Origin of the sequence: Fulvivirga lutimaris, assembly GCF_009711525.1 — a bacterium.
GTDB classification, from domain to species: Bacteria; Bacteroidota; Bacteroidia; order Cytophagales; family Cyclobacteriaceae; genus Fulvivirga; species Fulvivirga lutimaris.
In genome coordinates, this window is the sequence record NZ_SMLV01000312.1 from 1 (window position 1) to 12855 (window position 12855).

At 38.6% G+C, this 12855-nt stretch carries 14 protein-coding genes; 2 read left to right on the plus strand and 12 right to left on the minus strand.

The window, feature by feature from the left end; all coding sequences use genetic code 11:
- Positions 1-475: peptidoglycan DD-metalloendopeptidase family protein (locus E1140_RS06095; RefSeq protein WP_155180328.1), on the plus strand; the 475-nt coding region annotated here is incomplete at its 5' end.
- Here the strand turns inward: E1140_RS06095 and E1140_RS06100 are convergent.
- From E1140_RS06100 to E1140_RS06125, 6 genes are all read right to left on the minus strand, one after another.
- Positions 472-1542 carry an alanine racemase gene (locus tag E1140_RS06100; protein WP_155180331.1) on the minus strand — a complete coding sequence of 357 codons (1071 nt, stop codon included), beginning with the start codon at positions 1540-1542 and terminating at the stop codon, positions 472-474. The genes E1140_RS06095 and E1140_RS06100 overlap by 4 nt on opposite strands.
- A 1-nt stretch (position 1543) precedes the next feature.
- Complete coding sequence (alr, locus tag E1140_RS06105) at positions 1544-2701, minus strand: alanine racemase (RefSeq protein ID WP_155180334.1); 1158 nt, start codon at positions 2699-2701, stop codon at positions 1544-1546.
- Positions 2698-3846, minus strand: coding sequence for an amidohydrolase (locus tag E1140_RS06110; protein WP_155180337.1), 1149 nt, complete (start codon positions 3844-3846; stop codon positions 2698-2700). The genes alr and E1140_RS06110 overlap by 4 nt, the downstream gene beginning before the upstream one ends.
- A gap of 3 nt (positions 3847-3849) precedes the next feature.
- Positions 3850-4248, minus strand: coding sequence for a GNAT family N-acetyltransferase (locus E1140_RS06115; protein ID WP_246202718.1), 399 nt, complete (start codon positions 4246-4248; stop codon positions 3850-3852).
- Between the two features lie 63 nt (positions 4249-4311).
- The gene (locus E1140_RS06120) at positions 4312-5745 is read right to left on the minus strand and encodes a sodium:solute symporter family protein (protein ID WP_155180343.1); all 1434 of its coding nucleotides are present in this window, start codon (positions 5743-5745) and stop codon (positions 4312-4314) included.
- A gap of 113 nt (positions 5746-5858) precedes the next feature.
- Entirely contained in the window at positions 5859-6338 is a 480-nt protein-coding gene (locus E1140_RS06125) for a MarR family winged helix-turn-helix transcriptional regulator (protein ID WP_155180346.1), read from the minus strand.
- 82 nt (positions 6339-6420) lie between these two features.
- On the opposite strand from E1140_RS06125, the gene E1140_RS06130 reads away from it, so the two are divergent.
- Positions 6421-7077 (plus strand): DUF4159 domain-containing protein, encoded by a 657-nt coding sequence (locus E1140_RS06130; protein ID WP_155180349.1) that lies wholly within the window; start codon positions 6421-6423, stop codon positions 7075-7077.
- Positions 7078-7164: 87 nt separating this feature from the next.
- Here E1140_RS06130 and E1140_RS06135 read toward each other — a convergent pair whose 3' ends face one another.
- From E1140_RS06135 to E1140_RS06160, 6 genes are all read right to left on the minus strand, one after another.
- Positions 7165-7476: a hypothetical protein gene (locus E1140_RS06135; RefSeq protein WP_155180352.1), complete on the minus strand. Its 312-nt coding sequence runs from the start codon at positions 7474-7476 to the stop codon at positions 7165-7167.
- Positions 7477-7715: 239 nt separating this feature from the next.
- The gene (locus E1140_RS06140; RefSeq protein WP_155180355.1) at positions 7716-8519 is read right to left on the minus strand and encodes a hypothetical protein; all 804 of its coding nucleotides are present in this window, start codon (positions 8517-8519) and stop codon (positions 7716-7718) included.
- Between the two features lie 276 nt (positions 8520-8795).
- Entirely contained in the window at positions 8796-9662 is an 867-nt protein-coding gene (locus E1140_RS06145; protein ID WP_155180358.1) for a DUF5777 family beta-barrel protein, read from the minus strand.
- A gap of 5 nt (positions 9663-9667) precedes the next feature.
- On the minus strand, positions 9668-10216 hold the full coding sequence (locus E1140_RS06150; RefSeq protein WP_155180361.1) for a YceI family protein: 549 nt from the start codon (positions 10214-10216) through the stop codon (positions 9668-9670).
- Between the two features lie 48 nt (positions 10217-10264).
- Positions 10265-11056 (minus strand): hypothetical protein, encoded by a 792-nt coding sequence (locus tag E1140_RS06155; RefSeq protein ID WP_155180364.1) that lies wholly within the window; start codon positions 11054-11056, stop codon positions 10265-10267.
- Between the two features lie 260 nt (positions 11057-11316).
- Positions 11317-12855, minus strand: a 1539-nt coding sequence (locus tag E1140_RS06160; RefSeq protein ID WP_155180366.1) for an alpha/beta fold hydrolase, incomplete at its 5' end; no start/stop codon positions are given.

Genomic DNA, 12855 nt, shown 5'->3' on the forward strand with positions numbered 1-12855 from the left:
TTATGGTGAGGACAGGTTTATATACTCAAGAAGTGAAGCCTTTAATGGAGTAGAAAACAGGTCTATACATCTAGGCATAGATATCTGGGCAGCCGCAGGTACTGAAATCTTTACGCCTCTGGATGGCACGGTTCATAGCTTTGCCAACAACAATCAACATGCAGATTATGGCCCTACTATCATATTGGAACATCACTTAGAAGATAGAGCATTTTATACTCTCTACGGACATTTAAACACTGAGTGTCTTGATGACCTGTTTGTTGGAAAGAAGTTTAAGAAAGGAGATCATATTGCCAGTTTTGGAACGTATGAAGAGAATGTACATTGGCCTCCACACCTACACTTTCAGATTATAGATGATATTGGAGATCATGCAGGAGATTATCCTGGAGTAGCCAAACCAAGTGAAAAGGAAATGTGGCTTAAGAATTCACCAGACGCCAATCTTATTTTAAACATTAAAGGCCTTTAAACTACCTTCTTTTCTATGTAATCTGAGTTAAGAATACTCAATGCACCCATGTACCTTAATTTAAAAGATACTAAATCACCCACTTTGTAATTCCTTCTGGTTCTTCCAAGGTCGATAACTAACATATCGCTGCTGGCACCGGATATCTCTATTTTCTTATCATCAGGAATTAAGAATTCAGGTGCTATATCCAAAAGACCAATGTCTATAATAGCTCTGTAACTGGTTTTACCATAATCGGACTCATTAATTTTAGTCACTTCACCCGAAGGGTTCTCGGCTAGTTCACCAACTGGAACTTTAGGTTTCTCACTCAGCTCAATTATCTCAGCATGAAGCTTAAAAACATCATCTTTCATACCTCTGACGGTCTTCATGGTGAAGAGGTTCAGTCCAAAATACAGAATCTCACCTACCCTAAAATGGTTAATGCCCATCGGACGCATGTTTTTGAGTAATAACGGGATAGTAACAGAGGTGCCTCCTGATACCCAAGGAATCTTTCTATCAAATTTCACTTCAATCAGTTGTTTGTATAAACTCAACTGAATCAACTTATCCTGTGATGGCATCACCCCATGAAGGCAATTTAAATTAGTGCCAAGTCCAACAATTTTAATTCCCGGCAGTTTAAAAACACTGCTATAAAACTCAATGACATTTTCGCCAACAACACCTTCCCGCAAATCACCCATTTCAATCATTATGATGATTTTATGAAGTTTCTTTTGCTTGACAGCTTCATCCGATAACATCTGAATAGTAGCAAATTCACTGTTAAAGCTAACATCTGCAAACTTCACAATCTTAGGTATGCTTCGTTTTGCCGGTGGCTTAATATAAACCGTTTGTATATCTGGATTGATGCTTTTAACGGTCTTCAGGTTACTAATTCTTGAATCATGTATCTCTGTAATGCCCAAATCAAGCACCTCCTTAATATAGCTTTTGTTACCACAGAGCAGCTTAGTTACCACTCCCCATTCGATTCCCCGCTGGTCAAAAAGCTTTTCTAAAAACTTATGGTTGTGTTGTAATCTTGATTTATATAATTCTAAAAACGCCATTTTACTTTGTTATAATTCTTGGAATTCGGTACGGTAAACGTGTCAATAATTCATAATTCAGCTGATTACTCAGTTCACCAAAGGAAGCAACAGAGATCTCAAGTCCGTTGTCACCGCCAATAAGGATTACCTCATCCCCTTTTGATACATCAACCTCGGTAACATCAAGCATCATCATATTCATGTTTACAAGGCCAATTACCCCTACTCGGGTATTATTTATTAGAGCACGCCCCTGATTACTAAGCACACGACTATAACCATGTGAATAACCAACCGGTACTGTAGCAACTCGCATATCCTGATGGGCTAAATAACTATTGCCGTACCCTATGAATTCACCTCTTGCAATACTTTTAGTACTCATTACAGTACTCTTCCATTTAATAACCCTTTTCAAGGGGTCTTGTTTGTTTTCTGCTTTTTGCTTGCCCAAAAAATGGATAAAGGTTTCAGGGCCAGGCCAAAAACCATACTGCAAAATACCTATTCTCACCATGTCCATTCTTGTCTTAGGATAGGTCATGGCTGCTGCAGAACATGCTGTATGCTTCTTTTTTGGATGAATATCCTTCTTTTTTAACCACTTCACGGTTTGATTGAAAACACTGAGCTGTTTCTTGATGCGCACATGGTTTGCGATACTTTCTGCTCCTGCTAAATGAGTACATATGCCTTCTAAAGACAGATGCTCAGCCTTCTTAATAAGTACTTCAGCCAGCTCGGTCAGACTGTGCTTATCGAAACCAGTTCTATTAAGCCCGGTCTCTACTTCGATATGAACTTTGGCCTTCACTCCTAGTGATTTTGCAATATCTGCAGCCTCAATCAGCCTGTCAAATTCAAATACAAAAAACTCAATACCATTTTCAATGGCCCAGGAAAGATCTTCATTTGCAATATCACCCATTATCATGATATCACTTTTTTCTGAACTCACCTCTTTCACCTGATGCGCCTCATCTGCACAAAAAACCGAAAAGTGTCGAATACCACATTGCTCTGCCATGGGTACAAATTGTGCTATGCCGTGACCATAGGCATTACCTTTAACCACTGACGAAAGCAATACCTCATCACCCAGTTGCTGCCTAATAAAGTCTAAGTTATTGGCTAATGAAGATTGACTAAGGTATATTTTTGAAGGACTGCTAATCAATTGTTTAGTATTTGATTAATAATAGAATAAAACATTTTAACACCTGTAGGAATCACCTCATCAGGAAAATCATAATCAGGATTATGAAGATCTGGTTGGTTTTCACCAATACCTAAACCAAACATTGCTCCTTTATATTTTTGAGTAAACAATCCAAAATCTTCACTCCATCTAAAAGGATCATCCATCATAACATATTCAAAATTATGATAGATGGCCGCATTTTTTATATAATCAACACAACTTGTCTCATTAAAGGTTGCAGAAAATACTTCAGTTTCTGAATGATTAATAGCAAGCTTCAATTCTGCCGCTTCATTTTTGGCAATATCTAAGGCGCGCTGTGTCATCAATTGCAAGTCTTCATTGTCATATGTCCTTAGTGTTGCCATAACGTGCGCCTTACCAGGAGACACCCCAAAAGCTCGCTCTCCTAGCTGAGCATGTACCACAGTGGTAATTCCAAAAGTTTTCATTGGCAAATTATCACTATTAATACTAGTCCATTGATTGACTATTCCTGTAAGTGCTTTAGCTGGAGAAACACCATTTTGAGGTTCTGCAGCATGGGATGTCTTGCCTTCAAGGTTAACAATTAATCCTTTGGATGCCGCTGCAAATACATCCTCTTTAATTAAAATTTGATTGGTCTTGTAGCCCGGCAAATTATGAAGGGCAAAAATGTAGTCTGGTCGAAAGTCATCAAATTTAGGATCCTCCAATATCCGCTGAGCTCCCTCGCCTGTTTCTTCTGCAGGTTGGAATAGCAAAATAACTCTTCCTTTTGCGGGTTTGTTTTTATTCAGAAGATCAGCAAGACCTGCTACCATGGCCATATGACCATCGTGACCGCACTTGTGGCTTATACCATTAATTGATGATTTGTAGGGAAGATCATCGTTTATCTCCTGAATGGGTAAAGCATCCAGCTCACAGCGAACCGTGACTGTAGGGCCAGACTGACTGCCGTTATAAATAGCAAGCACACCATCACCGCCCAAACCGCTCACAATTTGGTCAGGATTATAAACCTTTAAAAAATTGATGATAGCAGCTGCTGTTTTCGCTTCCTGACCTGATAATTCAGGATGTTGATGCAACTGATGCCTCAGAGCCACCAAAGGTTCGATATCTATTGTCTTCAATGCCTACTTTTTAAGACGCATTTCCAGGTACTTGTTAGTAAACCCCAGCTTTTCATAAAGCAACTTAGCTGGATTGTTAGGCTCAACATGCAATGCAATATCACCATCGGCATGTTCTATAGCTTTAAGCATAAGTGCTTTACCAATACCCTGTCCTCTATAACCGCTGTGCATGGCAATATATACAAGAATGTTTTCAGGGATATAGCCTTTCATACCTGTTCTGTTTACGATTACAGCACCAACAATTTTACCATTGTCTCTGGCTGTAACAATAAACCCACCTGGAGTAACACCTGAGTTCAATGCGTAATCAATACATTTAGCAATATCAGCTTTCTCATCACCATATTCATCTAAATGAACTTCAAGAAATGAAGCTATCTCATCTCTCTGTATCATTCCGACAGTTTCAGCTGGTTTGAGAATAGTATATTCGATTTTAGTTTTTATATCGTTCATAGTTTATTTATTAAAAGATACGAATCTATTTACAATTATATAAGTGATTAGCGAACCAAGTATACCATAGATATTGGCATCAAGCCCTAATGGCAAGGTCACTCCACTTAAAATTAAGATCAAAGTTGTACTTCCACCAACAAGCATCGAGGCAAATGCAGCATTACCATTTCGGCCATTCCAAAACAGCGCTGCTATTATAGGAATAAAAAGGCCTGACACCATAAATGCGTAGGAGTATAACATCAATTCAAGTACATCGGTCATGAATAACGCCAAGACCAGCGCTAAAACACCGATCACCAGAGTGAGCCATTGGCTAGACCTAAGCACTTTACTATCCGATTGATTGATGTGTAGCCATTTACCAAAAACATCTGTTAGTAAATTACCAGAAGCGGCCATAAGGCAGCTATCGGCAGTAGACATTATTGCAGAAAAGTAAGCAGACATCATTAAACCCATTAGTCCAACAGGTAATATTGATCTTAAAAGCAGCGGTAAGCCAAGTTCTGCATCCAAAACAGATACATCACCATAACCAAGACTGGCAAACATACCTTGCTCTGCTGCTACGCGAGAAAAAAGACCGAGCATAACACCCATTAGCGCCATAATTGGCCACTCAAATAAGCCAGCAATAAACCAGGCCTTTTTTGCCTGGTTCTCATCTCGGCAAGAGTAAATACGCTGATACAAGGTCATTCCTACAAACCAAATCGGAATAATAGTGATGCCCCAATTGACAAAGGTTTGCCAACCAATATTGTTAAAAGCTAAAAACTCACTTCCTAATGTTTCCCTGATAGCCTCCATGCCTCCAATGGCTACGTAACCCATAGGAATTCCTATAAAGATAAGTCCACTCATAAGGATGATCCACTGAATGGTGTCTGTGTAGATAACAGCCTTCATACCACCCATTACGGTATATACAATAGCTATCACCCCCATAATAACCAGAGCGCTATTGATATCTAAATTCACAAAAGAGGCAGAAGCCAGCTTTGCTCCTGCTAATATTTGGGAGCTTGTGAAACCTATGTATCCAACGGCCGATATAATACCAGCCAATAGTGCTACCTTTTTATCATAAAAATGGCCAAATACCTGAGGAAAGGTAAGCAGGTTAATGTCTTTGGATAGCTTGCTAATGGTTGGAATTAAAAATACTGCTGCTAACCAAGCACCTATCAAACCAGTAAAGAGCATCCATGATCCTGATATGCCCATGGTAAACCCCAAACCACCCAGACCAATGGAGAATCCGCCACCTACATCGGTAGCCACAACGGACAGCCCAACATGCCAGGAGCCCATGCTTCGGCCTCCAACATAATAATCATCTGTACTTTTATTTTTTCTGAGAAAGTAGAACCCCACCCCCAACATCACCAGCATGTAAATGACAAAGATTGTCAAATCAATAATATGCATTCACTAATTAGTTTCTATAGAACATAATTTGGCGCAAAGGTAGGAACATGAGGGTAATTAATCCATTTATAAAGGATCAATATAGAATATACACAAATTAGTTTGTACAGAAATTAAATATCAGAATTGATTTCTTCAACTGTAATCAATGGCGAGGCGTCAACATCTTTAATACCCATAAATTCAATAAGTAATTCAAAAGCTGATTCCAGCTCCTTAACTTTTTCCGGAGAGGTCTTCTCTAGCTTGGCAGCAAGCTGCTCATGCATAAGCTGAGGGGTTTCGCTTAGTAACTTCTGACCAAAGGCAGTTAAAGTTATATAACTGATCCTCCTGTCCTTTGGATCAGGGATTCTGGCGATCCAGCTCTTTTTCTCCATTCTTGAGATAATACCACTTATGGTACTGGAGTTCAGATTTAAATAACTTGATACCTGCTTATGGGTAGCTTTAAATTCAGGCTGGGTATTTAAATAACTTAGCGTAAGAAGTTGTGGTATGCTAATACCATATTCCTTTTGGATACGTTTTGACTCTAAATTAACAGAGCGTAAAATCTTTCGTATGTTTATTAATATGCTTGTTGAATCCAAAAGATGAATGTTTAGTTCAAAATAAGAACATTCTTAGCAGTAATTAAAGTAACAATTTGGTCAATTTATGTTTATTTGGAGTATGAGAAAGTCAATTTTCCTTTTACTAATCATAATCTCTGCCTCGGCACAAGGTCAGGTAAGATTAAAATTGGCTAAGTTAAAATATGATGGTGGTGGCGATTGGTATGCTAACAAAACTGCCCTACCCAACCTGGCTAGGTATTGCAATCAACAGCTTAACACCAATTTTGATGAGGATGATGAAGAGGTGGATATAAGCAGTCCGGAGCTATTTCTTTATCCATATGTGTACATGACTGGTCATGGCAATGTGGTCTTCTCTCCCAGTCAGGCTGAGAATTTAAGAACGTACCTTGAAGCTGGAGGCTTTCTTCATATTGATGATAATTATGGACTAGATCAGTTTATAAGACTGGAAATGAAAAAAGTATTCCCTGAACTGGAGTTTATAGAATTGCCTTATAATCACCCTATTTACCATCAAAAATTTGATTTTGATGGTGGAGTGCCCAAGATTCATGAACATGATGGAAAACCTGCGCAAGGCTTTGGAATTATCTATGAAGGCCGATTGGTTTGCTTTTACAGCTACGAGAGTGATTTAGGGAATGGTTGGGAAGACCAGTCTATTCATAACGACCCTGAATCAAAACGTTTGGAAGCATTAAAAATGGGAGCAAATATCATCTCCTACGCTTTTACTCAGTATCAGTAACAAAATACTCCCGTGTAAAAAAAAGCCCGCTTACTACAATGAGCAAGGGGGCTAGCTGCTAACCTAATTATAGAACTACTTACATTATTAGTTATCAAACATACGATTGGTTTGATTTCGCCCCGGAAGCATATTTCTTGAAGACTTACCAGTAATTCTGCTTCTGGCAGTTAGTTGAGTTATGTCGTATACTTTATTTGCATGCTCTGAGATCGGATCAGAGTTCATTACTTCCAGCAGACTTTCTTCATTCGTTCCTGAAATTATTACTTTACAAGTGCATCGTCCTTTTTTATCACAAACTACAATCTCATTGCTTTGAAGCTGATTATGCTGAACCAATGTTTGTAAAATAAAAAGCACTGCATAGGCCATGGATACAAAAATGTTCTTTCCCATTATTTTGAAATATTCACTTTTTTTCAAGATTACAATGCAAAAATAGATTGATGGAACCGCTGAATGTTAAAACAAATCCGGTGAATACTTGAAGATTTCCGACATGCTTTTGACAAAAAAGCGACAGGATGCAACATTTCCGACAACAGCTTAATTGGAAGTATTATTCTATAATTAATAGATATAAAAAAGCAGCACAAGATACCCTGTACTGCTTTTGACTTATTATGAATACAATCTTAAAGCTCTGGTGTCAAAACATAGAATGTTCCATTGTTACCTGTAACATTTCCTCTTGTATCTTCATCCTGAACGAAGTAGTACAAAGGCTTACCGTTATAAGCCATTTGAGGACCCAAATCATCAGAACGATCAATTGATGTAAAAGCACTAGTATTTAATACTGAAGGAACAATTGCGTTATCCTGACCAGCAAATATTGGCCATGCATTAGCACATCCACCAGTACAGTTACTCACACCTTCTTCGTCATTGGCAAAAGCATATAAAGTAAGACCTCTGTCATTCACCAAATAAGTAACAGCATCCGCACCTTCTTCCACAACTTGCTTTCCTAGCATAACAGTATAATCTGTTTTAGCAACAAAAAATGCATTGCCAGCACCGTCACCGGTCACTCCGCCAGCAGCTTCCAGCTGACCATCACCTGCAGGTGAAAAGTAATATAAAGGCCATCCTTTATAAGCAATTTGCTTTTCGCCATCGGCCCTTGTTATTGTTGTAAAACCAGCAGCATTTAAATTAGATGCAATCACAAGATCTGAAGCATCACCAAGCATTGGAGGCCATTTAGCTGCACAGTTTCCATTACAGTTGCTCTCTCCTGTCACATCACTGGCAAAGAAGTAAAGCGTCTGATTGTTTTGGTTTACAAGAATGTTACCAAATTCAGCATTGTTTGCCAGTTGAACACTTAGTGTATCGCTAATGTTAACATCATCATCATCACTACAAGCGGTAAATAAAATAGCTGCCAATATAGCGAGCATAAGGATTTTAAATGGTTTGAAATAGTTGTTCATTACTTAAAATTTTGGTTTGTATTTTTATTACTATTCTGATAATTAATTGATGCAAAATTAGGATGCAAGAGGAGCCGCTGGCTAAAACAAATCCGGTAAGTATTGGGAAATATCCGACAGGTGTTTAAAAGAAAACCGACATACTGATATATTTCCGACATCTTTTAACACAAAAAAAAGGTGGCCCTTCGGGTCACCTTAACGCTACCTATGCTGTCTAACTTAGTTGGCTTAAATTAGTGTTACAGCAGCGTATTTCTTACTAATATTTCTTTTCTACTTCAATTGAAATGTTCTGGATACATTAAATCCAAAGTGTATTTCACCTTCAAAAAAGTCATTCGTTGTCTCTGACACAAAGCCTTTAGGAATCATAGATGTAGCATTGGTAAACTGCAGCTGAAATACATGCCCGCCAGTCTCGATATCAACACCTATGGCAATGGCATCAGTAGTATTTTCATTTAGTTTTTGAAACTGATGATAGTATTCCATACACAATGCCAGACGTTGAGAAAGTTTGATTCGCCCTCCCACGCCCAGTGCAAACACATCATTATTCTCATCCTCTTCCCTGATCAGGTTTCTGTGCACCAGTGTTGGCATTAGCTGTAGTGAAACGCCACTGCTCAATTTACTAGCAATTAACAATTGATGAGAATTGGCCACTTTATCTGAAAAAGCCAAATCATTTTCAGGATCTTTCAATGTTTTGATCGCAATAGTACTTAACCATGTGGCAGAGAAAGGTATGCTTCCTGCTCCTTTTGACTGACGAATTAATCGGTATTTGACAAAACCATCATAAGTTTTCTCAAATGAACTTCTTCCCACCCCAAGGTAAAATCGATCTGAAAACGCATATTCTAAACCAATACGCATAGTGGCATTATCTAAACCAAAAAGGTCATAAGTACCTCCATCAATAGTTCCAAATCTATGAGCTATGATGAAATCCATCACTCCTTTTTTTCTCGTTTCAATGGAATGACCATTGATCAATCTTGTGCCTTTGAAAGTAGCGTCTACAATGGTTTTTTCATTATCCTGCTCAGCTTCTAAGCTCGCCAAAAGGTCATCCTGAGCTAACAATGAGAAAGAGTAGATGAAGGCTAGAACGGTAAGTAAGGTTTGCTTTTTCATAGTAATTATAGTGAAAAGTTAAAGGCAGCTTTTACTTCAACTACCTCTGCAATATTTTTGATTACTAGCTTTGGAACCTCTATATCAAATTCTGCAACTTCTATTTCGAAAGTAGTATTTGCCGTTAGCGTTGAATTCTTTAAATCAAACTTCACAATGGACTTTAAAGGTTTCTTAACACCATGAATTTCAATCTCTCCATCCGCTTCGGCTTCAAAGCTTCCATTCTTTGTAAAATCTAATTCTGAGAAATTGGTAATTACGCCTTTAAAAGTTGCTTTTGGGTACTTATCAGACTCCAGGTAATTCTCGTTAAAATGCTCTTCCATGAGGCTCCTTTCAAAATGAAAACCTTTAATCAGCATTGATACAGCAATAATTCCCTTCTCCATATCCAGCGCACCTATGACTTTTTCATTGATAGCTTCAATATCCTCCATTGGAGCTTCAGAAAAGAATGATGCTTTTCCCTCTCTATCTACTTTAGGGTTTTGAGCCAAACTTTGGCTAATAGCCAATACTGTTATAATTGGTATTAATAGTGCTCTCTTCATTATTTTAAAATTTATAGTATTGTTAAAATTGATTGTTACCCTATCGAATTAATTGTCTTTTGCGCCATCATCTACCCAGCAAGCAATCATGTCTATTTGCTCCTGAGAAAGTGTAGAACCTCTTGGCATTGAACCATTAGCCGTTCTGGATTTTATAGAATTAGCTCTTGATTGAATGTTACTGAAAGACCTAAGGTCTGGCGAAACACTTCCATTATGGCAACCTGAAACAGCACAACTATTTTCTATTATCCCTTTGATAGAATTTTCGAAGCTTACACCCGACTGTACTTTGACACTTTGAGTGATCTCACATCCTGTTTGGTCTTTTACACTAACATCGTAATCTCCAGGTGCCAGACCTGTAAACACATTACTCGACTGCGTGGGATTTCCATTAATACTAAATGAATACGGCTCTGCGCCTCCTGATACAGAAACATGAATAGCTCCATTTGCAGTATCGCAACCAGAATCATTAACTACTATCTCTCCAAGGTTTACACCACTTAGATTTTTAATTGTTACATTCAGCTCAACACTGCAGCCTTTAGCGTCTGTGACTATTACAGCATATGAACCGGCCGAAATACCTGTAAAGACACCGTTTGTATTTGTCCCTGCTTCCGAGCTAAACTCATAAGGCGCTTCTCCGCCTGTGGCATTAACACTAAAACTTCCGTTTGAAGCGCCACATTCAGCATCTGTACTTTCTATAAGTTCTATTTGAACAGGATCAGTTGAACAGTCAATTTTTGGAGCCATTTGCTCCCATGTACATGACACTACTCCTGTAAATAATAGCATGCTAGCTATACTTAACCACCTTTTTATTTTCATAACTAAAGTTTGTATTTCTTTTTACTTTCAATAGCTCTGATAATTTGACATCTCCCATTAAATTTTCCGGGAGGGCATGGTATCCCCTGCCTTACATCAGGGGACACCAGTTTATCAATCAACCCAAACTATTATTAATTATGATACAAAGGTAGGTGTGTCTAATGCCTTTGAACTAGAACAAATCCGGCATATAGTTTAACATTTCCGACACGTTATGAGTAGAAAGTCAATTGTATGCAACAAAACCGACACCGCTGTTAGTATCTGTGCTGCAACAAATCAGAAGGCCCTAATCCAAATTCTCTTTTAAAGCACTTGGTGAAATAAGACGGGTTAGAGAAGCCGGTCTTATAGGCAATTTCAGAGATGTTATCATCATGGGTGAGTATAAGCTCTTTGGCTCGGTAGAGTCGAACTGAAGAAATCAGCTGATTTGGAGACTTATTGGTAATGGCTTTTAATTTTCGTTGTACCTGCCGCTCGCTCATTCCTATTTCCCGACACAACATATCTACACCAAATAACTCGTTACTTATATGGAGGTCAATTATCTGTAGTACATTCTCCAAAAACGAGTCATTTTGAGGAAACTGCCTCTGCGCTAATTCAGCAGTCTCATCTTTGGACTCCAGATGATCAGTGATCATAAACAATACGATGGATTCTCCTCCTGCCGGCTCCAGAATGGTTTTATACTGCTTAAAGTTCAATCCAGCCCCTGACAGCAGGAACTTTACAGCTTGAGTAATCAAAATTTGATTAGGTTGGGCAGGTGCCAAAATTGATGATATAATACTTTGCGTTTTGTCGCTAATAAAATGAGCTTGATCTACAGCACCTTCTTTGATATGAATGCCAACAGTCAGCTGAACATTTTCACTTTTCAAAGCTCCAATCATGTCTATACTACAGTGAGCAGCTTTACTTGGCCCTTCAAAAATCGCTACAAAATTATCTTGACTGTAGTCTACAATCTTGCCACGGTATTGTATTACTAACCTGTTAATGAGCTCTTCTATATTACTTGAACCCAATTCAGAATGGTGAATGTTAGCAGCAAGAATCGTATAAAGTCTTTCTTCATATTCCTTCACCGGGTTAGTATTAAGGATAAAGGCTTTCATCTCTTTCAGCACCGACTGAGTATCTCCTACCCAGAATAAGTGATCGTTACCCTCAAGTTCTACAAACCTTGCCTCCTTTATCCTGTCAGCAATAAACCTACCCTCTTCAACCTTCACATCAATATCATGTGTACGCTGCATCAATAAGGTAGGAACTTTAATAGAACCTAAGATGTCAATAATATCAACCTCAGTATTCATTTTGGTAAGTACCATGGCAGCACTCGGGCTGGCACCTGAACGAAAGTAATTAGCCAGCCAATCCATAAACACTTTATCATCAGCCTTAGAAGGTGCCAGGGACTCTAAATTCATATCTCCACTTCCCCAGTCATTTTCAATCATATCATACACCACCTGACGTTGCTCATCCGTTGGTGCCCATGGATATTCGGGGGCATACCTGCGCTTGGCGAATATTCCGAAAGCAATCATTGAAATGACACGATTAGGATAAGTAGCGGCAAATAGAGCTGAAACACATCCACCCTCAGAGTGCCCAAATAGAATAGCCTTCTCAGAACCAACAGCATCCATTACTGCACGGATGTCATCCATCCTTTCCTCTAATGTTGAAAGTTCAACCACCCTATCAGAAAGTCCTGTTCCCCTTTTATCAAAAAGAATGACACGACAGATCTTGCCTAATTCCTGTAAAAAGTCCACAAGTTC

Bases quoted from the DNA above. Each gene is read 5' to 3' on its own strand.
- E1140_RS06100 (WP_155180331.1), bottom strand. From the start codon at position 1,542: ATGGCGTTTTTAGAATTATATAAATCAAGATTACAACACAACCATAAG.
- E1140_RS06115 (WP_246202718.1), bottom strand. From the start codon at position 4,248: ATGATACAGAGAGATGAGATAGCTTCATTTCTTGAAGTTCATTTAGAT.
- E1140_RS06120 (WP_155180343.1), bottom strand. From the start codon at position 5,745: ATGCATATTATTGATTTGACAATCTTTGTCATTTACATGCTGGTGATG.
- E1140_RS06130 (WP_155180349.1), top strand. From the start codon at position 6,421: ATGAGAAAGTCAATTTTCCTTTTACTAATCATAATCTCTGCCTCGGCA.
- E1140_RS06135 (WP_155180352.1), bottom strand. From the start codon at position 7,476: ATGGGAAAGAACATTTTTGTATCCATGGCCTATGCAGTGCTTTTTATT.
- E1140_RS06140 (WP_155180355.1), bottom strand. From the start codon at position 8,519: ATGAACAACTATTTCAAACCATTTAAAATCCTTATGCTCGCTATATTG.
- E1140_RS06145 (WP_155180358.1), bottom strand. From the start codon at position 9,662: ATGAAAAAGCAAACCTTACTTACCGTTCTAGCCTTCATCTACTCTTTC.
- E1140_RS06150 (WP_155180361.1), bottom strand. From the start codon at position 10,216: ATGAAGAGAGCACTATTAATACCAATTATAACAGTATTGGCTATTAGC.
- E1140_RS06155 (WP_155180364.1), bottom strand. From the start codon at position 11,056: ATGAAAATAAAAAGGTGGTTAAGTATAGCTAGCATGCTATTATTTACA.